At 68.2% G+C, this 24363-nt stretch carries 23 protein-coding genes; 11 read left to right on the top strand and 12 right to left on the bottom strand.

Going from position 1 to position 24363, the window contains the following annotated elements; all coding sequences use genetic code 11:
- Positions 1–46 precede the first annotated feature (46 nt).
- The 3 genes from VB739_RS06685 to mrdA are packed head-to-tail and all read left to right on the top strand — an operon-like array spanning position 47 to position 2932.
- The gene (locus VB739_RS06685; RefSeq protein ID WP_323356321.1) at positions 47–688 is read left to right on the top strand and encodes a hypothetical protein; all 642 of its coding nucleotides are present in this window, start codon (positions 47–49) and stop codon (positions 686–688) included.
- Positions 689–740: 52 nt separating this feature from the next.
- On the top strand, positions 741–1151 hold the full coding sequence (locus VB739_RS06680) for a hypothetical protein (RefSeq protein ID WP_323356320.1): 411 nt from the start codon (positions 741–743) through the stop codon (positions 1149–1151).
- Positions 1151–2932 (top strand): penicillin-binding protein 2, encoded by a 1782-nt coding sequence (gene mrdA, locus VB739_RS06675; protein WP_323356319.1) that lies wholly within the window; start codon positions 1151–1153, stop codon positions 2930–2932. The genes VB739_RS06680 and mrdA overlap by 1 nt, the downstream gene beginning before the upstream one ends.
- A gap of 18 nt (positions 2933–2950) precedes the next feature.
- Here the strand turns inward: mrdA and VB739_RS06670 are convergent, their stop codons facing one another.
- The 4 genes from VB739_RS06670 to VB739_RS06655 form a co-directional block, all read right to left on the bottom strand.
- Complete coding sequence (locus VB739_RS06670) at positions 2951–4087, bottom strand: glycosyltransferase family 1 protein (RefSeq protein WP_323356318.1); 1137 nt, start codon at positions 4085–4087, stop codon at positions 2951–2953.
- A 10-nt stretch (positions 4088–4097) separates the two neighbouring features.
- The gene (locus tag VB739_RS06665; protein ID WP_323356317.1) at positions 4098–5294 is read right to left on the bottom strand and encodes an NAD-dependent epimerase/dehydratase family protein; all 1197 of its coding nucleotides are present in this window, start codon (positions 5292–5294) and stop codon (positions 4098–4100) included.
- A gap of 68 nt (positions 5295–5362) precedes the next feature.
- On the bottom strand, positions 5363–5527 hold the full coding sequence (gene psb34 / locus VB739_RS06660) for a photosystem II assembly protein Psb34 (protein WP_015109856.1): 165 nt from the start codon (positions 5525–5527) through the stop codon (positions 5363–5365).
- Positions 5528–5585: 58 nt separating this feature from the next.
- Complete coding sequence (locus VB739_RS06655) at positions 5586–6407, bottom strand: thiazole synthase (RefSeq protein WP_323356316.1); 822 nt, start codon at positions 6405–6407, stop codon at positions 5586–5588.
- A gap of 66 nt (positions 6408–6473) precedes the next feature.
- Here VB739_RS06655 and VB739_RS06650 point away from each other — a divergent pair, with 66 nt between their 5' ends.
- Positions 6474–7043, top strand: coding sequence for a hypothetical protein (locus VB739_RS06650; RefSeq protein WP_323356315.1), 570 nt, complete (start codon positions 6474–6476; stop codon positions 7041–7043).
- A 16-nt stretch (positions 7044–7059) separates the two neighbouring features.
- Here the strand turns inward: VB739_RS06650 and VB739_RS06645 are convergent, their stop codons facing one another.
- From VB739_RS06645 to rpmI, 3 genes are all read right to left on the bottom strand, one after another.
- Positions 7060–7617: a tetratricopeptide repeat protein gene (locus tag VB739_RS06645; protein WP_323356314.1), complete on the bottom strand. Its 558-nt coding sequence runs from the start codon at positions 7615–7617 to the stop codon at positions 7060–7062.
- A 37-nt stretch (positions 7618–7654) separates the two neighbouring features.
- Positions 7655–8002 (bottom strand): 50S ribosomal protein L20, encoded by a 348-nt coding sequence (gene rplT, locus VB739_RS06640; RefSeq protein WP_323356313.1) that lies wholly within the window; start codon positions 8000–8002, stop codon positions 7655–7657.
- A gap of 74 nt (positions 8003–8076) precedes the next feature.
- Positions 8077–8277: a 50S ribosomal protein L35 gene (gene rpmI, locus VB739_RS06635; protein WP_015109851.1), complete on the bottom strand. Its 201-nt coding sequence runs from the start codon at positions 8275–8277 to the stop codon at positions 8077–8079.
- Positions 8278–8347: 70 nt separating this feature from the next.
- Here rpmI and VB739_RS06630 point away from each other — a divergent pair, with 70 nt between their 5' ends.
- The 4 genes from VB739_RS06630 to VB739_RS06615 all read left to right on the top strand — a co-directional run bounded on the left by VB739_RS06630 (position 8348) and on the right by VB739_RS06615 (position 13585).
- On the top strand, positions 8348–9952 hold the full coding sequence (locus VB739_RS06630) for a SpoIID/LytB domain-containing protein (protein WP_323356312.1): 1605 nt from the start codon (positions 8348–8350) through the stop codon (positions 9950–9952).
- Between the two features lie 25 nt (positions 9953–9977).
- A complete protein-coding gene (locus VB739_RS06625) occupies positions 9978–11360 on the top strand; it encodes a glycosyltransferase family 2 protein (RefSeq protein WP_323356350.1) in 1383 nt (460 codons plus the stop codon).
- Positions 11361–11694: 334 nt separating this feature from the next.
- Positions 11695–12330: a sulfotransferase family 2 domain-containing protein gene (locus VB739_RS06620; RefSeq protein ID WP_323356311.1), complete on the top strand. Its 636-nt coding sequence runs from the start codon at positions 11695–11697 to the stop codon at positions 12328–12330.
- Positions 12331–13351: 1021 nt separating this feature from the next.
- Entirely contained in the window at positions 13352–13585 is a 234-nt protein-coding gene (locus VB739_RS06615; RefSeq protein ID WP_323356310.1) for a hypothetical protein, read from the top strand.
- 38 nt (positions 13586–13623) lie between these two features.
- Here the strand turns inward: VB739_RS06615 and VB739_RS06610 are convergent, their stop codons facing one another.
- The 5 genes from VB739_RS06610 to tig form a co-directional block, all read right to left on the bottom strand.
- The gene (locus VB739_RS06610) at positions 13624–15531 is read right to left on the bottom strand and encodes a DNA polymerase III subunit gamma/tau (RefSeq protein WP_323356309.1); all 1908 of its coding nucleotides are present in this window, start codon (positions 15529–15531) and stop codon (positions 13624–13626) included.
- 27 nt (positions 15532–15558) lie between these two features.
- Positions 15559–16332, bottom strand: a complete 774-nt coding sequence (locus VB739_RS06605; protein ID WP_323356308.1) for a lecithin retinol acyltransferase family protein — start codon at positions 16330–16332, stop codon at positions 15559–15561.
- A 104-nt stretch (positions 16333–16436) separates the two neighbouring features.
- The gene (clpX, locus tag VB739_RS06600; protein ID WP_323356307.1) at positions 16437–17810 is read right to left on the bottom strand and encodes an ATP-dependent protease ATP-binding subunit ClpX; all 1374 of its coding nucleotides are present in this window, start codon (positions 17808–17810) and stop codon (positions 16437–16439) included.
- A gap of 156 nt (positions 17811–17966) precedes the next feature.
- Positions 17967–18632: an ATP-dependent Clp endopeptidase proteolytic subunit ClpP gene (gene clpP / locus VB739_RS06595; RefSeq protein WP_323356349.1), complete on the bottom strand. Its 666-nt coding sequence runs from the start codon at positions 18630–18632 to the stop codon at positions 17967–17969.
- A 96-nt stretch (positions 18633–18728) separates the two neighbouring features.
- The gene (tig, locus tag VB739_RS06590; RefSeq protein WP_323356306.1) at positions 18729–20201 is read right to left on the bottom strand and encodes a trigger factor; all 1473 of its coding nucleotides are present in this window, start codon (positions 20199–20201) and stop codon (positions 18729–18731) included.
- A gap of 204 nt (positions 20202–20405) precedes the next feature.
- Between tig and VB739_RS06585 the strand changes: the two genes are divergently transcribed.
- The 3 genes from VB739_RS06585 to VB739_RS06575 all read left to right on the top strand — a co-directional run.
- Complete coding sequence (locus VB739_RS06585) at positions 20406–21488, top strand: aspartate-semialdehyde dehydrogenase (protein ID WP_323356305.1); 1083 nt, start codon at positions 20406–20408, stop codon at positions 21486–21488.
- Positions 21489–21499: 11 nt separating this feature from the next.
- Positions 21500–22414 carry a 4-hydroxy-tetrahydrodipicolinate synthase gene (gene dapA / locus VB739_RS06580; protein WP_416233307.1) on the top strand — a complete coding sequence of 305 codons (915 nt, stop codon included), beginning with the start codon at positions 21500–21502 and terminating at the stop codon, positions 22412–22414.
- 70 nt (positions 22415–22484) lie between these two features.
- Positions 22485–24363, top strand: a 1879-nt coding sequence (locus VB739_RS06575) for a ribonuclease J (protein ID WP_323356303.1), incomplete at its 3' end; no start/stop codon positions are given.

The following is a 24363-nucleotide window of genomic DNA, read 5'->3' as shown; positions in this document are numbered from 1 at the left end:
CCCCCGGGGGCCAACTTCGATAACCTCGGCGCCCGGCCTTTGCTCCGTGCCTTCCGTCTCCCCCGTCGTCGCTGGCAGCCCTGCCGGGGCTGAGCACGACCCCCAGCTGCACCGCCGCCTGCAGCAGGACAGCATCCTGCTGGCCGGCAAGACCGTCTTCCTCAATCCCTTCCTCTACTGGCGTCGTTTCGATGCCAACACCGACCGCTGGCTGCGGGAGCCCGGCCAGTTGCCGGAGGAGCAGATTCGCAGCAACCGCCTGCGCTTCTATCCCGAACTCGACTGGGAGGGCCTGGATCCGGCCGACCTGGCGGTGAAGGAGGGGGCGGTGGAGATGTTCCTCAAGAGCCTGGAGCTGATCAGCACCTTCAACCCCGACCTCAGCGCCGGCCACCTGCTGGAGGTGGAGCGCAAGATGGCCGTCACCAAGAAGAAGGCCTTCGAGCGCTGGGTGGCCCGGGCCCTAGACCGCCGCGGCAAGGAAAGCCTGCGGGAGCGGCGCCGCTTCGACCGCGACCGCCTGCTGCGGGGCTGGATGGAGTGGCTCTCCCTCGAGGGCACCCGCCAGGCGCTGCTGCCCTTCAGCGTCCTGCTGGTGCTGGCCGTCGCCGGTGGCTGGTGGCTCGGCAGCACCCGCTTTTGCAGCCAGGTGATCGTCGAGCCCGGGGTGCAGCGTCCCGCACCCTGAAGCGAGCCGTTCGGCACGTCAGACTGACAGGCTTGGTCCCGTTAGCGACGTCATGGCTGCCGATCCTCTCGATTCCCTGCGTCTGGCCCTGATGCAGGACGTGCTGCCGTTGGGACTGGCGGTGGTGGAGCGGGCCCGTAAGGGAGGGCCGGCCGAAGTGCTGGCCGCCTTCGATGGCACCAGTGCCGATCCCCTCGGCCAGCTGCGCCAGGAGGGCGAACCCGCTGCCAGCCAGGTGCGGGAGAATCTCGACCGCTTCCAGCCCGGTCTGGGCAACCCGGTGATGAAGGTGGAGGTGCGCGACGTCGACGCCGAGGACGCACAGGTCGTCAGCGGGCCCGAGGCGGCCCCTCCCGCCTGGGACAGCCCAGCCCCGCCGACCCCCGCCGACCCGGCCGAACTGCTGGCAGCCCTGGGGCGCATTGAGGAGCGGCTGGCCCTGCTCCAGAGCCGGCTCGCCTGATGGTCCGTGCTGCCGGCGGCGGAGTCGGGCCCTCCACCACCCGCCACACCGGGACCGGGCACCAGGCCGCCCTGCTGCTCACCGTCATGTTGCTGATCCTGGCGGCCATCCTCGGCCGGCTGGCCTGGCTGCAGCTGCTGCATGGGGCCGAGAACCGGGCCATGGCCGACGAGAACCGCATCCGCCTGCTGCCGCGCAACCCCGTGCGGGGGCGGCTGCTGGATCGCAAGGGTCAGGTGCTGGCCACCAATCGCCTCACCTACAACCTCTACCTCCAGCCCCTCCAGGTCGACGATCGCCGCTGGCCTGAGTTGCGCGAGCGGCTCGCCAGCCTGCTGGGGATCCCCGCTGACCGGCTCGAGGCCCAGCGCAGCAGTGGCGCCAATGCCCAGGGCTTCCGCATCCCCCTGGCCCTCTCGCTCACGCCGGTGCAGGTGCTGCGCTTCCGCGAGCAGGCCGGCTCCCTGCGGGGGGCGGAGGTGTCCGAGGACGTGCTGCGCGCCTATCCCGACGGCAGCCTGGGGGCCCATGTGATGGGCTACACCAGCAGCATCACCGAGGAGGAGTACGCCGCCCTCAAAGATCACGGCTACCGCATCAGCGATCGCATCGGCCGCAGCGGGCTGGAGAAGGTGTACGAAACCCACCTGCGGGGCGAGTGGGGCGGCCAGCAGCTGGAAGTGAATGCCGAAGGCCAGGTGCAGCGGGTGCTGGGGGACAAACCCGCCAAGGCCGGCAAGGATCTGCGCCTCACCCTCGATCTCGACCTGCAGCGGGCGGCGGAGAAAGCCCTCGACGGGGTGCGCAAGGGGGCGATCGTGGCGATGGACCCCCAGACCGGCGCCGTGCGGGCCATGGCCAGCCGGCCCAACTTCGATCCCAACATCTTCTCCGAAGGCCCCACCACCGCCCAGTGGAACGGCCTCAACCGGCCGGAGGCGCCGATGCTGAACCGGGCCCTGCAGGGGTTCCCCCCGGCCAGCACCTTCAAGATCGTCACCACGATCGCCGGCATCGAGTCCGGAAAACTCAACGAGAACTCCACCGTCCCGACAGTGGGCTCCTTCTGCTACTACGGCCAGTGCTATGCCGACCACGGCTCCTTCGGCAGCATCGGCTTCCCCTTCGCCCTTGGGGTGAGCAGCAACAGCTTCTTCTACAAGGTGGGGCTGATGGTCGGTCCGGACGAGCTGTTCAAGGCCGCCCGCCGCATGGGCTACGGCAGCCGCACCGGCAGCGAACTGGCCGCCGAGGAATCCCCTGGACTGCTGGGGGATCCGGCCTGGAAGAAGGAGGTGCTGGGCGAACCCTGGACCCCGGTCGACACGATCACCTCCTCGATCGGCCAGGGAGCGGTGACCGTCACACCGCTGCAGATGGCCCGTCTCTACGCGGCCGTGGCCAACGGCGGCTGGCTGGTGACCCCCCACCTGGTGGAGCGCGAATTCCCGCGCCAATGGATCGGACTGAAGCCGGCCACCCTGCGGGTGCTGCATGCCGGCCTGCGCCAGGCGGTCACCTCCGGCACCGCCACCATCCTCAACGATCCCAGTCTGCCGCCGGTGGCCGGCAAGACCGGCACCGCCGAGGACCCCCCCCGTCCCGACCACGCCTGGTTCGGCGGCTACGCCCCGGCCACCGGCAAGCCCACCCTGGTGATCGTCGCCTTCGGCGAGAACTCCGGTGGCTACGGCGGCACTGTGGCGGCGCCGATGGTGAAGGCGCTGATGACCGTCTGGTTCCGGGGCGTGAAACCACCGGCGGCGCTCAAGGCAGGCTGAGAAGCTCCTGGCGCTGCCTCAGGCGACCTGCTGCAGACGGCCCCGGTTGAGCACCTGGCGGTAATAGCCCTGCAGCTGGGCGGTGGCGCTGGGCCAGCCCCAGCGTTCGGCCTCCTCGCGGGCGGCCAGGCGCAGCTGGCGGCGGGCGGCCGGGTCGCCCAGCAGCCGTTCGACGGCCGTCGGCAGGCTGGCGGGCTGGTCGGGGTCGTACAGGCAGCCGTTGACGCCATCACTGACGATGTCGGGGATGCCACCCCGGTTGGCCCCCACCACCGGGCAGCCGGCGGCCATGGCCTCGAGCAGCACCAGGCCGAGGGTTTCGGTGCTGGAGGGGAACAGGAAGGCATCACCGCTGGCATAGGCCGAGGCCAGCTCCTCGCCGGCCAGGTAGCCGACGAAGGTGGTGGCGGTGCCTTCGAAATGGCGCTCCAGCTGCTGGCGGTGGGGACCGTCCCCCACCAGGGCCAGGCGGGTCTGGGGCATGGCTTCCAGCACCGGCCGGATCCGGTCGATCTGCTTCTCCGCCGAGAGCCGGCCGATGTACAGCAGCAGATGGCCGGTGTCGTCGTGGCCACCGTGCAGCCGCTGGCGCATGGCGGAGGAGGCCAGTTCGGGGCGGAACAGGTCGGTGTCGACGCCGCGCTGCCACAGGGCGGTGTGCTGGATGCCCCTGGAGGCCAGCTCCTCCACCATGGCAGTGGAGGTACAGAGATTCAGCTGGGCCTGGTTGTGGGCGGCCTTGAGCAGTTCCCACAGCAGGGGTTCCAGCATCCCCATGCCGTAGTGCTCCAGGTACTTGGGCAGGTGGGTGTGGTAGCTGGCCACCAGCGGCAGACCGCGGCTGCGGGCCAGCCAGATGCCCCCCAGGCCGAGCACGGCCGGATTGACCACGTGAACCAGGTCGGGGCCGAAGCGATCCAGGGCCTCGGAGACCGCCGGCCGCGGCAGGGCCAGCTTGAGTTCGGGATAGAGGGGCAGCGGCATCGCCGGCACCCCCACCACCCGGGCGCCCATGTAGGTCTCCGGAGCCCCCTCGGGGCAGAAGATCAGCACCTCATCGCCGGCCGCCACCAGCTGCTGCACTGTCTTGGTGAGCCGCGTGACGATGCCATCCACCTTCGGTAGGAAGGTTTCGGTGAAAAAGGCGATCTTCACAGGCGGGTGATCAGGCGAAAGCCTTGATCGCTTCGGCCTGGCGCTGGGTCCAGGCCGAGACGCAGGGGATCTTGGAGCGGTCGCAGCGGTCGGCCCAGCGGCGGGCCACGTCCACCACTTCTGCCAGAAGGCCATCATCGAGGGTGGTGGGCTTGAGACCCAGCTCGATGAAGCAGCGGTTGTCGACGATCAGATCGTTTTCGATCGCCTCTTTGCGGGGGTTGGGCAGGTAGTTGATCTCGGCGTCGGTAAGGGCCGCCACCTTGCGGGCCAGTTCGCCCACCTGGTGGCTCTCGGTCATCTGGTTGAAGATCTTCACCTTCTCGCCGGGCTCGGGGGGGTGCTCCAGGGCCAGCTGGACGCAGCGGACAGAGTCGCGGATGTGGATGAAGGCCCGCGTCTGGCCGCCGGTGCCGTGGACGGTGAGGGGGTAGCCGATCGCCGCCTGCATCAGGAAGCGGTTCAGCACCGTGCCGTAGTCGCCGTCGTAGTCGAAGCGGTTGGTGAGCCTCGGATCCCGCTGGGTGAGGTCGGTGTTGGTGCCCCAGACGATGCCTTGGTGCAGGTCGGTGACCCGGATCGCGTCGTTCTTGTTGTAGTAGAAGAACAGCAGCTGATCGAGCGTCTTGGTCATGTGATAGACGCTGCCCGGATCCGTGGGGTGCAGGATCTTTTCGGTGAAGCAGGTGCCGTCGGGCTGGGGCACCTCCACCGTGAGGTAGCCCTCCGGAATCGTGGCGCCGCGGTGCGACCCGTAGCCGTAGACGCCCATGGTGCCGAGGTGCACGATGTGGACGTCAAGGCCGCTGTCGACGATCGCCGCCAGCAGGTTGTGGGTGCCGTTGACGTTGTTGTCGACGGTGTAGCGCTTGGTGGCGCTGCTTTTCATCGAGTAGGGGGCGGCCCGCTGCTCGGCGAAATGGACGATGGCCGAGGGTCGCTCGCTGCGCAGCAACTCCACCAGCCGGTCGTACTCCCGGGCGATGTCGAGATGCACGAAGGTCATCGCGCGACCGCCTACTTGCTCCCAGGCCCTCAGGCGGTCCTGGATGGTGGCGATTGGCGTGAGCGACTCGACGCCCAGGTCGATGTCGATCTTGCGCCGACTGAGGTTGTCAACGATGACAACGTCATGTCCGGCTTCGGCCAGGTTCACGGCACAGGGCCAACCACAGAAGCCGTCGCCGCCGAGAACGAGAACCTTCACCCCAGACTCCTGAACGAGCGGTTGCTCAGACGGGCAAGCTACTACAGGCCTCAGATGGCCTTCCGGTCTCAGCTGATGCCGGCCGCCACCGCCACCATCACGGCCACCAGCACGAGGCCGCCGATCAGGAGCATCCGGTTGGCGCCGCTGGTCTCCCCCTGCTCCTGGAGCACCATGCGGGGCTCCTTGGCGAAGGCGTTGAGCTTGCCGCCGTCTTCTTCGGTGACCTGCATGGCTGGGGAGTCGGTGTGGGGCAAACCCTATGGAGGGCGGCCTGGATCGGTTGGGTCGTCAATGGTTCGTCACACGCCCCTCCAGCGGTGAACTGGCCCGGGCTTCGGACCGCTGCGGCAGTCGGCCCGCCAGCAGGGCGGTGCGGCCGGCTTCGGTGGCCAGGGCCATGGCCCGTGCCATCGCCACCGGATCCCCCGCCAGGGCGATGGCGCTGTTGATCAGCAGGGCATCGGCACCCATCTCCATCGCCTGGGCGGCTTCGCTGGGCACCCCGAGGCCCGCATCCACCACCACCGGGATACCGGCGCCCTCGATGATCAGGGCGATGTTGGCGGCGTTGCGGATGCCCTGGCCCGAGCCGATCGGCGATCCCAGCGGCATCACCGTGGCGCAGCCGGCCTCCTCCAGCCGCCTGGCCAGCAGGGGATCGGCGTTGATGTATGGCAGCACGACAAAACCTTCCTTGACCAGCTGCTCGGCGGCCTCAAGGGTGCCGAAGGGGTCGGGGAGCAGGTGGCGGGAATCGGGGATCACCTCCAGCTTCACGAAGTTGTTGTCCTCCTGGCCCGCCAACCGCGCCAGCTCCCGGCCCAGCCGGGCCACCCGCACGGCCTCCTCGGCGGTGGCGCAGCCGGCCGTGTTGGGCAGCATCCAGATCCGGCTCCAGTCGATCGCCTCCATCAGCCCGCCGTGGCCCGGGGCGCCGCTCTGCACCCGCCGCACCGCCACAGTGACGATCTCGCAACCGCTGGCCTCCAGGCTGGCCTGCATGGCCTCCAGGCTCGGGTACTTGCCGGTGCCGGTCATCAGTCGGCTGCGGAAGCGGCGGCCGGCGATCACCAGATCGTCGTTTGAGGTCGAGGGGGCGATGGCGGTCAAGGTCGGAGGCCTGCGGCGGACGGGCGCATCCCGATTAGTCTGCCCTTTGCCTACAAGACCCACGTCATGCCGGTGCCTCTGGCCGCCCTGCCCCTGCTGCTCGCCGCCAGCCCGGTGCTTGCCGCCAGCCCCCTGCCGGCCGATGGGTTCGTGCCCTTCACCCCCCCCGAGATCCAGGCGACCGTCCAGGACGGCGGCGCCAACGGTGAGGTCGAAACGTTCGATCCGATCGCTCGAGCCCGCCTGATCGCCGAGCAGATGCCCCGTCGCTGGAGCGGTCGCTACCAATCCTTCAGTGGCGGTCCGGCCGTGCCCGTCCAGCTGCGGATTGATGGGGCCACGCCGATGGGCCAGATGGTCGATCTTCGTGGTGCGATCGCCATCGGCGGTGTCGAGTCGCCCGTGCAGGGCAACCTCAACGCCAAGTCGGACCAGCTGGATCTCCTGCTGCTGGGGGATCCCCTCGGCGGCGCCCTGGAGCCGGGTGGCGCCTTTCAGAGCGTGCAGGGCCTGTCCCTGAGCGGCTGGCGGGCGCCGCGCCTCACGACCCCGGGCGGGCGCCTGCAGCTGATTCCGGAAACCACCGCTGCGAGCCCTGCCGCCAGCGACCCTGCACCGGTGCGCGGCCTCTGGTGAGGTCTGCTCCAGGGCCTCAGGAGGCCTTGCCGCCGGCCTCCTGGCCGCTGCGACGTTCGAGGATCGAGAGCCGTTTACGGGCCGTCTTGTTGGTGGCTTCCAACTGCAGCACCCGTTCATACAGGGTCCTGGCTTCGTCCGGCTTCGACTGCTTCTCCAGGGCGAAGGCCAGGTTGTTGATCGCCACCGGGTAGTCAGCCTTGGCCCTAAGGGCGGCGCGGTAGTGCCTGACGGCGGCGGCGTAGTTGTTCTGGGCCGCCAGGGTGAAGCCGAGGGCGTTCTCCATCAGAGCCCTGGCTTCGGCGGGGGCGTTCTCGGCGTCCGCCAGCTTCAGGGCCTGCTTGAGATTCACCTGCGCCTCGGCATAGAGGCGCTTGCGCAGCTGAACCGAAGCCAGCTCGTACAGGGTGGAGACATCCCGGGGGGTGCCGCCGGCCTTGTCGTTGCCCCCCAGCCGGGCCATGGCGAGTTCGTCTTGGCGAACCCGCAGGATCTGGCGGGCGACCACGATGGCCGCCACGCCCAACAGAGCGATCAGTCCCAGCAGGTAGGCCTGGGGCAGCAGGTCGTTCATCGGGGCCGGCCGGACGGTCGGAACGGGGAGGACGGCGTCAGTGGCCTGCCGCGGTAGCCACGGCGGTGAAGCTGGTGGGATCGGAGACAGCCAGCTGGGCCAGCATCTTGCGGTTGAGGCGCACGTCGGCCCGCTTGAGGCCGCCGATCAGCTTGCTGTAGCTGAGGCCGTTCATGCGGGCGGCGGCGTTGATCCTGGCGATCCAGAGGCGGCGGAAATCGCGCTTGCGCCGGCGACGGTCGCGGTAGGCGTTGCAGAGGGCCTTCATGACCCGCTGGTTGGCGGTGCGGAACAGGCTGCCGTTGCTCCCCTGGAAGCCGCGGGCGAGACGAAGGATCTTGTTGCGGCGTTTGCGGGCGACGTTGCCCCTCTTGACGCGGGCCATGGGAGGTGAGCTTGGGGTGGAAAACGGGGTGGAAAAACAGGAAAGCGGAAACTCCCGAAGGAGCTCAACCGGACTCAGCCGGCGTAGGGCAGCATCCGGGCCACGTTGTCGTGGTCACGATCGTCAACCACCGCCATGGTCCCCAGATAGCGCTTGCGCTTGGGGCTCTTGTGGTCGAGCAGGTGGTTGAGGAAGGCACGCCGGCGCATGAACTTGCCGGTGCCGGTGGCCTTGAACCGCTTCGCGGCCGCTTTGCGGGTCTTGAGCTTCGGCATCTCGGTAGGCGCAGGCACAAACAAGCACACTACGACGCGGGTGCACCCTCCACCAACCCCTGCCGTGCCGATGTCGCTGCGTCCCCGTGTTCTGCCCAGGCTGCTGCTGGCGATGGCGCTCCTGTTCCCGGCCGGCTGCCGGGCCGACCAGGGGCCGCTCGCCCCGCCGCCGCCCCCCGTTTCGGGGGCTGCCGCTGCAGACGCACCACCCCCTGAGCCCTCCACCCTGATGCACTGGCCGGTGGCCCGCCCGGCCCCGTTGACGGCGGCGAACCCGGTGCTGTGGGTGGCCCTGGCGGCACGGCTGGGCCCGGCGCCGGCGGACGCCCCGGCGGCAGCGCCCCTGCGGTTGCGCAGCAGCAGCGGCCTGCTCACCCTGATCGATGCCAGCGGGCAGCGCTTCCAGTCCCCTGCGCTGGTGCTGCACTGGAGGCGCGAGGTTCTGGCTCAGCCCACGACGCTGCGGCGCCGCGTGCTGGGGCCGTTCGCCAGCTTCGAGAGCGCTGAGCAGGCGGCCGGCCTCTGGCGCGCCGTGGGGGTGGAGGCCGCCATCGCCAGGCCCCGGGACTGGGAGGTGTGGGCCCCGGCCGGGGCGCCGGATCCCACCCCCCTTCCGGATGGCGTCCGGCTGACGGGCTTCGAGCGGACGGTTGCCGAGCGGGTCGGGCTGGAGCTGCGCCGGGCCCAGGGGGTGGTGCCCCTGGCGTCTCCGATCCGGATCGAGGCCCCCGGAGGGCTGCTCTGGAAACAGGGGGCCTATGCCGGCCCCTTCCAGTTGCTGGCCGATGCGCACGGCGGCTGGAGCCTGGTGGAGCAGGTGCCGCTGGAGCGCTACCTGGAGGGCGTGGTGCCCCACGAAATCGGTGCCGGGGTGCCGGCGGCGGCGCTCGAGGCCCAGGCCGTGCTGGCCCGCACCTGGGCGGTGCGCAACCAGCACCGCTTCGTGGTGGATGGCTACCACCTCTGCGCCGACACCCAATGCCAGGTGTACAGCGACCCGCGCCATCCTGGCGCCGCCGTGCGCCAGGCGATCGCCGCCACCCGGCTGGCTGTGCTGATGGGCGCCGATGGACCCATCCACGCCGTCTACCACGCCAGCAACGGTGGCGTCAGCGCCGCCTATCCGGAGGCCTGGAACGGCGCTCCGGTTCCCTACCTGACGCCCTTCCCCGACGGACCCGCCCCTTTCCAGGCCCGGTTCCCCGTGCCCCTGGCCGCCACGGCCCTGCCGGCGCTGCTGCGGGACGGGCGGGCGGCCTGGGGGGCCGACCATCCCGTCTTCCGTTGGCAGCGGCAGCTCACGGCCGCCCAGATCGCCGCCGCCCTTGGACCGGAGCGGGCGGTGGGACGGCCCATGGCCCTGAAGGTGCTGGCCCGCGGCCCCAGCGGCCGGGTGCTGGCCCTTGAGGTGCAGGGAACCGAAGGCCGCACCGTGCTGCGGCTGGATGCCATCCGCCGCACCCTGCGCAGCCTGCCCAGCACCCTGTTCACGCTGCAGCCGGCGGGGGCGGGAGTCTGGCAGCTGGTCGGTGGGGGGTTCGGCCACGGGGCCGGTCTCTCCCAGGCCGGAGCGATCGATCTGGCCGGCCGCGGCTGGAGCACGCGCCGGATCCTGGCGCACTATTACCCCGGTACCACGTTGCAACCCCTCGGTGCTGGCGGCGATTCCCCTTAGAGTCAGGGCCTGAATGAGGATCACCATGGCTGCCGGCGGCAGTGACAGCGATCGCCGCCGAGCCAAGGCGGCCCTGTTCCTCGCCTGCTGTGGCCTGGTAGGGATCGCCCCCCACTGGCTGCCCCCCGGCCGCAGCCTCGTACCAGCGATCACCCTGGCCACCCTGTTGGGGGGCTACAGCCTTCGCACCGTGCTGCTGCAGGCCTTCCGCCGCAGTGGCAGCGACACGCCCCCTCCGCCCCTTTCATCCGCAGCACCCCCGTCAGCCGTCGACGTGGTGGTGGCCGCCCGCGATGAGCAGGCGGTGATTGCCCGCCTGGTGGAGCGGATCGCCGCCCTGCGCTGGCCCGAGGGCCTTCTCACCCTGTGGGTGGTGGATGACGGCAGCGACGACCGCACCCCCGAGCTGCTGGCCGAGCTCCAGGGGCGCCATCCCTTCCTGCGGGTGTTGCGCCGTCCCCGGGATGCGGGGGGCGGCAAGTCAGGGGCCCTGAATCTGGTGCTGCAACAGCTCGGCGGCCGCTGGATGCTGGTGCTCGATGCCGATGCCGACCTGCAGTCCGATGTGCTCGAGCGCCTCGTGCCCTGGGCCGAGGCCGGCGGCTGGGCGGCGGTGCAACTGCGTAAGGCGGTGGCCAATGCCCAGACCAACCTGCTCACCAGCGCCCAGGCGATGGAGATGGCCTTCGACGCCATGATCCAGGAGGGGCGCCTCGCCAACGGCGGGGTGGCCGAGTTGCGGGGCAATGGCCAGTTGTTGTCCAGGGAGGCGCTCCTGAAGGTGGGCGGCTTCAACGAGGACACCGTGACCGACGACCTCGACCTCAGCTTCCGCTTTCTGCTTGAGGGCCTGCCGATCGGCGTGCTCTGGGATCCCCCGGTGCAGGAGGAGGCGGTGCTGACGTTGCCGGCCCTGTGGCGCCAGCGCCAGCGCTGGGCTGAGGGCGGCCTGCAGCGCTTCTTCGACTACGGCCCAGGTCTGGTCTCAGGCCGCCTCACGTTCAGCCAGAAGCTGGATCTCACCTGCTTCTTCCTCCTGCAGTACGTGCTGCCGGTGGTGGCCAGTGCCGACCTGGTCGGCACGGTGTTCACCCGCACGGCCCCCACCATGTGGCCCTTCTCGATCGTGGCCCTGGCCCTCTCGGGCCTGGCGATCGCCACCGGTTGCCGGCGGCCATCGGAGGGGCCGCCGCTGCCGGCGATGAACCCCTTCAGTGCCGGGTTGGGCATCCTGTACCTGGTCCACTGGTTCGTGGTGATTCCCTGGGTGACGTTGAAGATGGCCCTGCTGCCCAAGAAGTTGGTCTGGGTCAAGACGCTTCACCTGGGTGAAGACTCCGGATCCCAGGATCCGGAACACAACGAGGAGCAGGCGGATGGAGAGCCCGAGTTCGCTGCTGAAACTTGACACAGGTAATCCCGGCCAGTTGGGAAACCTTCGGAACGTGAAATTCTTGCGGACGTGAAACCCTTCAGAGGGTGTGCTCCTTGCTTGCGGGAAACTCCTGAGATGGTCTACCGGTCTTTCCGGCTTTGAAGGGTTGATTCATTTTGGAGCATCTTTGCTGAGGCATTCCTGAAGCGAAGAGATCTTTTCGACCTGCTCTGACGCGGACCCGTCTGGTCGATGACCTTCGCGGGTCCATGACGTCATCGACAGGGATGACGAGACCTTCTTGCATGGCCTGGGAGAACTGCTTGTGATACATTAATCTGTCTAGAGTTTACTTGTCTGAACGACCATGCCCTTGTTGCGGGAGATGGGCATGACGTTCATCCACATTCCCAAGACCGCTGGAACATCCGTGGAGTTGGCACTCGGCCTCAATCTGGACTCGGCGATTGAGAACCAGGCTGCATGTTTTGGGAAAATCTCTTCTCCCAGTTTATTGGCCTTGGGGCTGAGCTCTGAATTCCTCCAGCATCTTCAATTGTCTGAGATTGAAAGATTGCACCCGACATTCGTCCGCGAGAGTTGGGTTTTTACGGTTGTACGTGATCCCTGGACGCGATTTCTATCGTCCTATCGCCGCAAGGATCGTGCCATGGCCGATTTTGCTCGGTGGTATCACGGCATCGACCTGTATTCTCTCAGCCTGGAGCAGTATGTAGAGCTTGCTGCATCCCATGATCTGCTACATCTGAGATCTCAATCGACATTCCTGAGGGGCTTGGCAGAGGTTCACGTGTTTCGCTATGAGCAGCTTGCCGAGTTGGTCCATGCCCTTTCCCTCCGGCTGGGCAGGGCGTTGGTTCTGCCAAGGGCCAACGGTCCTGCCTCTGCGCCGATGGAGCTTTCGCCGCGTCAGGAAAGGAAGCTCAGGTCGCGAATTGAAGAGATCTATGCAGAGGATTATCAGCAGTTCTATCCCGACTAGAAGCCAAGGGATCTCGATCCCTTAACACCTGGCGTATTCCGGATCTTACGTTCCACCGTTGACCCCCTGTTCAGACGCCATTGAAGTGCAGAAGATCTCCTGTATGGAGTTGTTGGAGAGCTCGGTCGTCTCCGACTCATGCGGGCCATTCATTCTCCATGAATCTGTGAGCGTCCCTGCTATCGAAGATCTCGAACGGTGCATCTGCGATCATCACGGCAGCACCTTCTTGCCAGCTTTGTGCTGGGGCCAGCACAACCAATGAACAAGCGAGCCAGGGCCCGAGGCTGATCCCTGACCACGTCCTGGAGCCACAGGAGAGCCGTGATTGCCTGGATGAGGCCACCGGACACGCTGCACAGCAGGATTGTCTGGGTCGAGAAGTTCTCCGAAGGAATGATCCTTCACGATCAGGTTTCTTTGCTTCGCGATCAGGCGTTTTTGCTTCGGCCCCATGGCGCTTGCCACTCCATTGCAGGGAATCTGGCTGCGCCGCGGTCACTGACCAGGGGGCCATGAACGGGGGTCGAGAAGGGCGCCCCAGGGAATTGGTATGGCAACCACTACAGCATCGACAGTGGCACCGCTGGTGTCCATCACCATCCAAAGCTACAACTCCACTCTCTACATTGAGGATTCCATTGTCTTCGTCCATGCCCAAGCTATCGGCCGCTGGATGTGATCGTTGTCGACGAGGGTTTGACGGATGGCTGATGGGAGGTTCTCCGGTGGCTGCAGGCCACTGAGGATCCAGATCTGGTCGTTCTCCGGCATCTTGGCCAAGCGAATCGGGGCGGAGACGTTCGCCAGGGCGGAGGTTGTGCGGTCAATACCCTTCGCAACGAAGATGGTGCTGGGTTTCGGTGATGGGTTGTGTTGGGCTCTGCTGGCCCAGCGGGGGTGCTTTCTTTAGCTTGATCAGCCCCTCACCTGCTACCGCGTCCATCACGAGTCGAAGAGAACGGCCGTCGCACGGCACACGCTGAGTCGCCTGTTCGCCCTGCTGGAAATCAAGTTGGTCTTGCGGGCCAGGCTTGAGGAACCGCTGAACGCGGCCAGGGTGTTGTTGTCGCCCTGCGAGACGTTTCGTCTGATGATTGTGGAGTATCTGTGGGTTCCGGTGAGTCATGGTTACGGCAATTCGCCGTTTTCCATCCATCCTGTCGTGCGTCTGCTGTTGCTGGGCCTCAGCAAGATCGTTCGCTCCGTCGGCAGTGGCTTGAGCAGCTCCCGGGGTGTTGATGCCATGCACTGAGGCGGACCCGATTCCGCCGGCAGCAGTGTCCTTCTCGATCAGATGGATTCGGCATCGCCGTTGAGGCCGCTGATCACTTCACCGTTGAAGAATTCGGCCAGGCGACTCGCCTGGGCATCGATCGCCGCCGGCACGGCTACCGCGGCCGGCCTGGGTTCGTCGAGGCGTTCCTCAGTCTCTGAGGGCGTCGGCGCCGGTGGCCGGGGTTGGCGATCGGCCGCAGGGGGGCTGGCCATGACGGTCCTGGCCGCGGAGATCCCGGTGGCAGCAGGGGCGGCTGTGGCGCCGGTCGGGCTGGGCGAGGGGCTGACCGGCGGGCTGTCCAGGGCCGGGGGCGGGCCGGCGACCGCTGTGGGTCGGGCCGGCGGCGCCTGGGCGCTGGACGGCCGGGCACTTGGGGCATCTCCCCCCGCCTCCAGGGTCAGCTGGCGCGGGCTTCCCAGGGCGCTGGCCACCGCTTTCTCCAGCAGGGGCAGGCGGCTCTGAACCATGGCCATCCAGGTTCCGGCCACGCGCACCACCGCCCGCCGCTCATCCAGCCGCAGCAGCTGGGCCTGTTGGGAGAGCAGCATCCGGGTGGAGGGGAGTTCCAGCCCGGCCAGGATCTGCTGCCACAGCTCGGCCAGATCCTCGCCGGCGGGCCCCGGCCCCTCCGGGGCGCTCGCCGGATCTGGTGGGGGCGAGGCCGGCAGGCTCCCGGCCGCTGCCACCGGCTCCGGGGACGGGGTCGGGGCCACCGGAGCCAGCGGTGGTGATACCGAAGCGGCCGGCACGGGCTCCGGGCTGCGGGTGACCCGCTGGCCTTCGGGGCCGGGCTGTTGCGGCCCCGGAGGGGCGGCGGCAGCGGCGGCCGGCTCGGCGAGCAGGCCCAACAGCAGCACCTCCAGCCAGAGCCGCGGTTGGACGCTGTGGCGCAGCTGCTGCTCGCTGCCCTTGAGCTGCGACTGCCAACGCAGCAGGCGAGCCTTGCCGATCTGGCGCGCCACCTCGGGCAGCTGCGGCCGCAGCTCCGGGGACACGCTGGTGAGCTCCAGCCGATCCGGCGCCACCCCCGCCAGCAGCAGGTCGCGTAGCAGGCTGACCAGCCCCTGGAGCACGGCGGCCGGTTCCCGCCCCCGATCCAGCAGTTCGCGGCAGCCCTCCACCACCTGCAGGGGATCGGCTGCGGCCATGGCGACTGCCAGCCGCAGCAGTTCCTGGTCCGGCACCGCCCCCAGCAGGTCCCAGACCGCGTCGGCGGCGATCGGTGCAGGCAGCAGGCTCAGCTGGTCGAGCAGGCTTTCGGCGTCCCGCAGGCCTCCCTGGGAGCGTTGGGCCACCAGGTGCAGGGCCTCCGGGGTGATGCCGATGGACTCCTCAGCGGCGATCCAGTGCAGATGACCCTCCAGGGCCTCCAGGGGGATGCGCCGGAAATCGAAGCGCTGGCAGCGGCTGAGGATCGTTGGCAGCACCCGCTGGGGATCGGTGGTGGCCAGCACGAACACCACCCGCGGGGGCGGTTCCTCCAGGGTCTTGAGCAGGGCGTTGAAGGCGGCCGTGGAGAGCATGTGGCACTCGTCCACCACGTAGACCTTCCAGCGGGCCTGGACTGGGGCGAAACGGGACCGTTCGATCAGTTCGCGGATGTTGTCGACGCCGGTGTTGGAGGCGGCGTCGATCTCGATCACATCAAGGGCGTTGCCGCTGGCGATGTCCGCGCACAACTGGCAGCGTCCACAGGGCTCAGGCGTCGGCCCCGGGCTGGCCAGGCAGTTGAGCGAACGCGCCAGGATCCGGGCGCTGGAGGTCTTGCCGGTGCCCCGGGGGCCGCTGAACAGATAGGCCGGGGCGATGCGGTTCTGGAGCAGGGCCTGGCTGAGGGTGTCTGCCACGGCCTTCTGGCCCACCAGCTGGTCGAAACGCTGGGGCCTGTACTTGTGATGAAGGGGCTCGTAGGCCTGGACCATCCACCCTGCCCTGACCGAATGGAGAGCCTAAGGCGGGCCGCCGTCGGCCGGATCAGCGGTAGGTGGCGTGGATGGTGCCTGGGAATCGGTGGCGGCCTTGCCAGGCTCGAGCAGTCGCTGCAGCCTGTCCTCCATCTCCTCCACGGCGGCCAGCTGGTCGGCCAGGCTCTGCCCGGCGAGGCGCAGTCGATCGAAGCCGTCGGGACTGGTGCCGATCGCCCCGTTCCCTTCCCCCCAGCGCCGTTCGGCCCGGGCCAGCTCCTCCTCCAGGCGCTGCTGCAGCCATTGCCGCAGGCTGTCGAGCTGCTCAAGGCTGCGCCGGGCCAACTCCCGGCCCCGGTCCAGCTGCTCGGGATCGAGTGCCGTGGCCAGGGTCTCGGCGAGGGACTGGCCCTGGCGCAGCAGCACCCGTGCCCCGGTCAGCACGGCGGCCGGCACGAACTGGCCCAGGGCAAGGGCGCCGAGGCTGCCGGTGTGCAGCCAGTCCTCCACCTGGGCGCTGCGGTGCCGACCGGTTTTGCACCAGTGGGCGAAGTGCTCGCAGTTGTTGAACAGCAGGTTGTAGCGCTGCTCGCCGATGCGGCCCATGGCCCGGCGCAGGGTGACACCCACCGGTGAACTGCTCCCTTCGGGGTAGTCGACGGTGCTGATCAGCTCGCCGCGGCTGAAGTCAACCCGTGGGCTGCGCAGGATCTCCCGGCCCTCCAGATAGTGGGCCACCGTCCCGTCCCCCAGGTCGACGCCGTGGTGCAGGAACAGGCCATGCTGGCGGCGGGCCTGCAGGTGATCGGCGGCGGCCAAGGCGTGGCAACAACGGATTCTTCAGCTTCGCGCCGTCGCGCTGCTGCTTCGGGATGGCGCCGGGTACGGATGGCCGCTCGGTGGCACCTCAGCAGCTGGCACCCTCAGGCCGTGGCCTGTTCGCCCCGGTGGCCGTCGAGGTCGGCGGCGGCACTGATGGGCAGCACCTTGGCTTTGCTGCGTTGCTCCACCAGCTCCCGGGTGATGGTGAAGGTCTGGACGTCGCGGCGGGAGGGCAGGTCGTACATGACGTCGAGCATCAGTTCCTCGACGATGCCCCGCAGGGCCCGGGCGCCGGTTTTGCGGCGATGGGCTTCGGCGGCGATGGCTTCGACGGCACCCGGTTCGAACTCGAGCCGCACGTTGTCCATGCTGAGCAGGGTCTGGAACTGCTTGACCAGGGCGTCGCGCGGTTCGGTGAGGATCGCCTCCAGGGCGCTGGTGTCGAGTGGTTCGAGCACCGCGCTCACCGGCAGCCGGCCGATGAACTCGGGAATCAGGCCGTAGCGGACCAGATCCTCCGGTTCGAGGTGGCGCATCACTTCGCTGGACTGCTTGTCCTTGCCGGAGCGCACCCGGCTGCGGCCATCGGCGGGCAGGAAGCCGATCGCGTTGCGGCCCATCCGCTTCTGGACCAGGTCGTCCAGACCCACGAAGGCGCCACCGCAGATGAACAGCACCTGGCTGGTGTCGATCTGGATGCAGTCCTGGTAGGGGTGCTTGCGGCCGCCCTGGGGGGGCACGTTGGCCACGGTGCCCTCCAGCATCTTGAGCAGAGCCTGCTGCACCCCCTCACCGGAGACGTCGCGGGTGATGGAGGGGTTTTCGCTCTTGCGGGCGATCTTGTCGATCTCGTCGATGTAGATGATGCCCCGCTGGGCCTGTTCGACGTCGAGGTCGGCCTTCTGGAGCAGGCGCAGCAGGATGTTCTCCACGTCCTCGCCCACGTAGCCGGCTTCGGTGAGGGTGGTGGCATCGGCCACCGCGAAGGGCACGTCGAGCATCTCCGCCAGGGACTGGGCCAGGAGCGTCTTGCCGCAGCCGGTGGGGCCGATCAAAAGGATGTTCGACTTGTGCAGGCGGGTGGCGGTCTGGTCCGTCTCGCCCTTGCCGTCCCCCTGCCAGGCCAGGCGCTTGTAATGGTTGTAAACGGCCACGGCCAGCACTTTCTTGGCCTCCTCCTGGCCCACGACCTGCTGGTCGAGGAAGGTTTTGATCTCCTGGGGCCTGGGGATGGTGGCCAGGGTGGGGGCGGGTTTGGCCGATTTCTTCGCCGGGGCCTTGCGGCCGCCATCGGCGCCGGGCCTGCCCTGGGGGCCGGGGCCGTGGTGTTCAACGAGCTCCTCATCGAGGATCTCGTTGCAGAGATCAATGCATTCGTCGCAGATGTAGACGCCCGGCCCGGCGATCAGTTTGCGCACCTGTTCCTGGGACTTGCCGCAGAAGGAGCACTTCAGATGGGCGTCGAACTTGGCCATCGGCGAGGAGGCGGCGGGAGCGGCGGTGGTCGCCCAGAGGAGGTGTTGGTGGTAGCCCTGCCCCCAGGATCGACCCCAGCCGTCGTTTTGTCAGTGGTTCCTGAGGTTCGGACCGGTTCTGGAAGGGCGGTTGAGGGGCGCTGGAGGTGCGAGGTCCTAGGGGTCGACAGGGGCTGGGGCATCATCGACCACCCGGTCGATGAGACCGTATTCAACCGCTTCCGCTGGGGAAAGGAAGTAGTCCCGGTCGGTATCTTCAGCGATCTTGTCGAGCGGCTGACCGGTGTGCTCGGCCATCAGCCCGTTGAGCGTGTCCTTCAGGTAGAGGATCTCCCGGGCCTGGATTTCGATGTCCACGGCCTGTCCCTGGGCGCCGCCGAGGGGTTGGTGGATCATGATCCGGGCATTGGGCAGGGCCATGCGTTTCCCGGGAGCCCCGCCGGTGAGCAGGAAGGCCCCCATGCTGGCGGCCAGCCCGTAGCAGATGGTGACCACGTCGGGCGCCACCTGCTGCATGGTGTCGTAAATGGCCAGGCCGGAGGTCACCGAACCTCCCGGTGAGTTGATGTAGATCTGAATGTCCTTCTCGGGATCCTCGGCTTCGAGGAACAGCAGCTGGGCCACCATGGAATCGGCCACCTGGTCGTCGATGCCGGTGCCGAGAAAGATGATGCGCTCCCGCAGCAGCCGGGAATAGATGTCGAAGGCCCGGTCGCCACGGCCGGACTGCTCCACCACCGTGGGCAGAATCCCGGGGGCAGCCGAGGGGCTGGGGGGCGCCACTCCGTTCCAGGGCAGGGGCCCCTGCCAGAGGTTGTTCACGGGATGGGGCCGTGCCCCCGACGGCCAGTCGGGGATCAGGGGCGAGGGGGCGTCGATCACGCGGATTCGCTGGGGGACGGGGGGAGTGGCTTCAATCTATGGCTGGGCACCGTCGGCCTGAGCCTTGCCGCCCCCGGCACCGGCGGCGCCCTTCTTCGGTTTGGCCGCGGCCTTCGTCGCTTTGGGCTGCTCCTTCGCGCTGGTTTCCTCGCTGGCGTCTGAGGTCTCCTCAGCCACCGGGGCCTTGTCGGTGATCGTGCTGTTGGCCTCCAGCCACTCCAGGAGTTGCTCCTTGAGCAGATCCTCGGCCACGGCCAGCCGCAACCGCTCCTGGTCGATCGAGGCGCTGTCGCTCAGGCCCTGGCGGATCTCGATCAGCTTGGCCTCCAGGTCGGCGGCAGCCACTTCGATCTTCTCGGCGGCGGCGAGCGCCTTGAGCGCCAGGGTGCGCCGCAGCCGCTGCTCGGCCTCGGGCCGGGAGGTGTCCATCAGGCTGCGCACCAGATCGGGGGTGAACAGCTTTTTCACATCCATGCCCTGCTGGGAGATCTGACCGGCGGTCTGTTCGATCAGGTTGCGGACCTCCTGCTGGATCAGGGTCTCGGGCAGCTCCACCTCCAGTTGCTCCACCAGGACCGTCAGCAGGGCTTCGTGGCGGTTGGCCCGATGGCGACGCTCGGCGTCCTCCCGCAGGCGCTGCTCCAGGTCGGCGCGGAGTTCGGCCAGGGTCGGCTTGTCGCTGGCCTGCTGGGCGAAGGCATCGTCGAGGGCGGGAAGCTCACGGGTCTTGAGTTCCAGCAGGGTGATGGCGAACAGGGCGTCCCGGCCTGCCGCCTGCTCCTGGGGATAACTGTCGGGGAAGCGGCAGGTCACGTCGCGGCTGTCGCCGACGGCCATGCCGACGATGCCGGCCACGAAGCCGGGGATCATGCGGCCCTCCTCCAGCTCCACTTCCATCCCTTCGCTGCTGCCGCCCTCGATGGGCTCGCCGTTGTCGACGAAGCTGCCGCTGAAGGCGATCTGGGCCACGTCACCCTCGGCCGCGGCCCGGTCCTCCACCGGCACCAGGGTGGCCAGCTGGCGGCGCGACTGCTCGATCAGCTCGTCGACCCTGGCGGGGTCGAAGGGCACCGGTTCGGCTTCGGCCGTGAAACCCTTGGTGCTGCGCAGGGTGGGGATGGGCTCCACGTCCATCTCCAGGGTGATGGTGAGCTCCTGGCCAGGGGTGAAACGCTGCAGGACCAGCTCGAAGGCTTCGTTCAGTTCGGGCCGGCCGATCGCTTCGATGGCCTCCTGCTGCATCGCCTCCCGCACGACCGCGTCCACGAGGTCCTCGAGGGCGGTGGCACGGATGCGCAGCGGTCCGATCTGCTGCAGCAGCACCGGCCGGGGCACCCGTCCCTTGCGGAAACCGGGCAGCTTGACGCTGCGGCTCAGCTTCTCCAGGGCGGCGTCGTAGCTCTTCTGGCTGCGCCCCGCAGGCACGGCCACCTCCACGGCCAGGCGGCTTCCGGGACGGGGGGAGGTCGTGACCCGGAGGTTGGCTTCGGTGCTGGCGGCAGGGCTCATGAAACGGGTTCGCTCGGGTCAGCCCCCCATCCTAGAAACTGGCCGTTTCGGGCCTCTGCCACGTATTGTGCGATCGACGCAACGGCGCGCCCATATCCCCAACTGAACACACCTTTCCGGCCTCGGGCCGGTGGTTTTGTTTCAGGGTCCCGTTTCCGCAGTCCCCTTCCCGACCCCGTCCCGCCACCTGTTCCTCTCTCCCCGTTGACCGTCTCAGCGACCCTGTCCTCCCCTCCGCGCCAGCTGCCTTCAAGGCCGCTGCGCATCGCCATCCTCGGCGCCACCGGAGCCGTGGGCCAGGAGCTTCTGGCCCTGCTGCAGGAACGAGGCTTCCCGGTGGCAGAACTGGTGCCACTGGCCTCCCCCCGCTCCGCCGGCCAGGACCTCGACTGGCGGGGTGACCGGATCCAGGTGCGGCCCGTAGGACCCGGGGCCTTCGAGGGCGTCGATCTGGTGCTGGCCTCCGCCGGCGGCTCCGTCTCCAGGCAGTGGGCCCCGGAGGCGGTGGCGGCCGGAGCCGTGGTGATCGACAACTCCAGTGCCTTCCGCATGGATCCGGCGGTGCCCCTGGTGGTGCCTGAGGTGAATCCCCAGGCCGCCTTCGCCCATGGCGGCATCATCGCCAATCCCAATTGCACCACGATCCTGCTGACGCTGGCCCTGGCGCCCCTGGCGGCCAGGCGCCCGATCCGCCGGGTCGTGATCAGCACCTACCAGTCGGCCAGCGGCGCCGGCGCCCGCGCCATGCAGGAACTGCGCCAGCTGAGCCGCACCGTGCTGGATGGCGGCGAGCCGGTGAGCGAAGTGCTGCCCCATTCGCTGGCCTTCAATCTCTTCCTGCACAACTCGCCTCTGGAGCCCAGCGGCTACTGCGAGGAGGAGCTCAAGATGCTCCACGAAACCCGCAAGATCATGGGGCTGCCGCAGCTGCGCCTCACGGCCACCTGCGTGCGGGTGCCGGTCCTGCGGGCCCATTCCGAAGCCGTCAACATCGAATTCGAGGAGCCCTTCCCTGTGGAGGAGGCCCGCGCCCTGCTGGCGGCCGCCCCCGGGGTGGAGCTGATCGAGAACTTCGAGACCAACCGCTTCCCCATGCCCACCGACGTCACCGGCCGCGATGCCGTGGCCGTGGGCCGCATCCGCCAGGACCTCAGCGATCCCCACGCCCTGGAGCTGTGGCTTTGTGGCGATCAGATCCGCAAGGGGGCGGCCCTCAACGCCATCCAGATCGCCGAACTGCTGCGTGAACCCGCCGCGGCGTCTCCGGGCCCAGGAGGTGCGGCTTGAGCACGGCCACCCTGCAGGCGCCGAGCACGGCCCCCTCGCCCGAGGCCCCCTTCGGTCGGCTGCTCACGGCCATGGTGACCCCCTTCCGGGCCGATGGTGCCGTCGATCTCGACCTGGCGGCACGGCTGGCGGACCATCTGGTCAGCCAGGGATCCGATGGGCTGGTGCTGTGTGGCACCACCGGCGAATCGCCAACCCTCACCTGGCAGGAGCAGCACGAGCTGTTCGCCGCCGTGAAGGGAGCGGTGGGCACGCGCGTCTGCCTGCTGGCGGGCAGCGGCAGCAACTGCACCGCCGAAGCGGTGGAAGCCACCGGCGAGGCGGCCGCCCTCGGGGCCGATGGCGCCCTGGTGGTGGTGCCTTACTACAACAAACCACCCCAGGAGGGCCTGGAAGCCCATTTCCGGGCCGTGGCCCAGGCCGCACCGGAGCTGCCGCTGATGCTCTACAACATCCCAGGCCGCACAGGCTGCAGCCTGGCGCCGGACACCACCGCCCGCCTGCTGGATCAGGCCAACGTGGTGGGTTTCAAGGCCGCCAGCGGCACCACCGAGGAGGTCAGCCGGCTGCGGGAGCTCTGCGGCGACCGCCTGGCGATCTACAGCGGCGATGATGCCCTCACCCTGCCGATGCTGGCCGTGGGCGCGGTGGGTGTGGTGAGCGTGGCCAGCCATCTGGTGGGCCCCAGGATCCGGGCCATGCTCCTGGCCCACCTGAGCGGCGACGTCACCGCCGCCCTTGACGCGCACCAGCAGTTGCTGCCCCTGTGCCGGGCCCTGTTCTGCACCACCAATCCCATCCCCGTCAAAGCCGCCCTTGAGATCAGCGGCTGGCCGGTGGGTGCCCCCCGACTTCCCCTTCTTTCCGCCGATACCGACGTGCGCCAACGCCTTTCCTCGATCCTGGCCGCCCTGCGTCCTACCTGACGCCAAGGCTGATTTCCAGAGTCACATCCGCTTCCCGTTCCTTCCCACCGCCAACCCTTTCGTTTCCTACATGTCCAGTCAGAACGTCAATCCCATCGTCCGCTCCGGCAACGGCGCCAAAGCCAAGCACCAGGGCCTGCGCGTCATCCCGCTGGGTGGCCTGCACGAGATCGGCAAGAACACCTGCGTCTTTGAATACGGCGATGAGCTGATGCTCGTCGATGCCGGCCTCGCGTTCCCCAGCGACGGCATGCACGGCGTCAATGTGGTGATGCCCGACACCAGCTATCTGCGCGAGAACCAGAAGCGCATCCGCGGCATGGTGGTCACCCACGGCCACGAAGATCACATCGGCGGCATTCCCCACCACCTCAAGAACTTCAACATCCCGATCATCTACGGCCCCCGGCTGGCGATGTCGATGCTGCAGGGGAAGATGGAGGAGGCGGGCGTCACCGACCGCACAACGATTCAGACGGTCGGTCCGCGGGATGTGGTGCACGTCGGCCAGCACTTCAAGGTGGAGTTCATCCGTAACACCCACTCGATGGCCGACAGCTTCACGCTGGCCATCACTACGCCCGTTGGCGTGATCATCTTCACCGGCGACTTCAAGTTCGACCACACCCCTGTGGACGGTGAAGCCTTCGACATCCAGCGCCTGGCCCATTACGGCGAGCAGGGGGTGCTGTGCCTGTTCAGCGATTCCACCAACGCCGAGATCCCTGGCTTCACACCGCCGGAGCGCGCCGTGTTCCCGAACCTGGATCGCCACATCAGCCAGGCGGAAGGCCGGGTGATCCTTACCACCTTCGCCAGCTCGATTCATCGTGTCTCGATGATTCTCGAACTGGCGATGAAGAACGGCCGCAAGGTGGGCCTGTTGGGCCGCTCGATGCTCAACGTGATCGCCAAGGCCCGGGAGCTCGGCTACATGCGTGCCCCCGATGATCTGTTCGTGCCCATCAAGCAGATCCGCGACCTGCCCGACCGCGAAACCCTGTTGCTGATGACCGGAAGCCAGGGTGAGCCCCTGGCTGCTCTCAGCCGCATCTCCCGTGGCGAGCACCCCCAGGTGCAGGTGAAGTCCACCGACACGATCATCTTCTCGGCCAGTCCGATCCCTGGCAACACCATCTCGGTGGTGAACACCATCGACCGGCTGATGATGATGGGGGCCAAGGTTGTCTATGGCAAGGGCGAGGGCATCCACGTCTCCGGCCACGGCTGTCAGGAAGACCACAAGCTGATGCTGGCGCTGGCCAAGCCGAAGTTCTTCGTGCCCGTGCACGGCGAGCACCGCATGCTCGTCTGCCATTCCAAGACGGCCCAGTCGATGGGTGTGCCGGCTGATCACATCCTGATCATCGACAACGGCGACGTGGTGGAACTCACCTCCGACACCATCAACAAGGGTGAGCCTGTCAAGGCCGGCATCGAACTGCTCGATGCCTCGCGCAACGGCATCGTCGATGCCCGGGTGCTCAAGGAACGCCAGCAACTGGCCGAGGACGGTGTGATCACCCTGCTGGCGGTGATCACCACCGACGGCGTGATGGCGGCACCGCCGCGGGTGAATCTGCGCGGTGTGGTCACCGCCGCCGATGCCCGCAAGCTCTCGGTCTGGGCGGAACGGGAGATCACCTGGGTGCTGGAGAACCGCTGGAACCAGCTCGCCCGCAACACCGGTGGCAAGGCTCCGGACGTCGACTGGGTGGGTGTGCAGCGGGAGGTGGAGGTCGGCCTGCAGCGCCGCCTGCGCCGCGAACTGCAGGTGGACCCGCTGATCATCTGCCTGGTGCAGCCCGCCCCTGCCGGCACGCCGGCCTACAAGGGCCGGGCCGATGCCGAGCCCGACACCCGTCCGGCGCCCCGCGGTGGTCGCAGGGATGGCGGTGGCCGCCAGGCGGCCGCCGCCGTGCCCCAGCGTCAGTTGGTAACAGCCGCGG

The sequence above is a fragment of the Cyanobium gracile UHCC 0281 genome (assembly GCF_034931305.1).
GTDB classification, from domain to species: Bacteria; Cyanobacteriota; Cyanobacteriia; order PCC-6307; family Cyanobiaceae; genus Cyanobium; species Cyanobium gracile_A.
This window is presented reverse-complemented; position numbering and strand designations above follow the sequence as displayed.

Bases quoted from the DNA above. Each gene is read 5' to 3' on its own strand.
- VB739_RS06680 (WP_323356320.1), top strand. From the start codon at position 741: ATGGCTGCCGATCCTCTCGATTCCCTGCGTCTGGCCCTGATGCAGGAC.
- rplT (WP_323356313.1), bottom strand. From the start codon at position 8,002: ATGGCCCGCGTCAAGAGGGGCAACGTCGCCCGCAAACGCCGCAACAAG.
- rpmI (WP_015109851.1), bottom strand. From the start codon at position 8,277: ATGCCGAAGCTCAAGACCCGCAAAGCGGCCGCGAAGCGGTTCAAGGCC.
- tig (WP_323356306.1), bottom strand. From the start codon at position 20,201: ATGAGCCCTGCCGCCAGCACCGAAGCCAACCTCCGGGTCACGACCTCC.
- VB739_RS06630 (WP_323356312.1), top strand. From the start codon at position 8,348: ATGTCGCTGCGTCCCCGTGTTCTGCCCAGGCTGCTGCTGGCGATGGCG.
- VB739_RS06625 (WP_323356350.1), top strand. From the start codon at position 9,978: ATGGCTGCCGGCGGCAGTGACAGCGATCGCCGCCGAGCCAAGGCGGCC.
- VB739_RS06610 (WP_323356309.1), bottom strand. From the start codon at position 15,531: ATGGTCCAGGCCTACGAGCCCCTTCATCACAAGTACAGGCCCCAGCGT.
- VB739_RS06645 (WP_323356314.1), bottom strand. From the start codon at position 7,617: ATGAACGACCTGCTGCCCCAGGCCTACCTGCTGGGACTGATCGCTCTG.
- clpX (WP_323356307.1), bottom strand. From the start codon at position 17,810: ATGGCCAAGTTCGACGCCCATCTGAAGTGCTCCTTCTGCGGCAAGTCC.
- VB739_RS06650 (WP_323356315.1), top strand. From the start codon at position 6,474: ATGCCGGTGCCTCTGGCCGCCCTGCCCCTGCTGCTCGCCGCCAGCCCG.
- psb34 (WP_015109856.1), bottom strand. From the start codon at position 5,527: ATGCAGGTCACCGAAGAAGACGGCGGCAAGCTCAACGCCTTCGCCAAG.
- mrdA (WP_323356319.1), top strand. From the start codon at position 1,151: ATGGTCCGTGCTGCCGGCGGCGGAGTCGGGCCCTCCACCACCCGCCAC.
- VB739_RS06620 (WP_323356311.1), top strand. From the start codon at position 11,695: ATGCCCTTGTTGCGGGAGATGGGCATGACGTTCATCCACATTCCCAAG.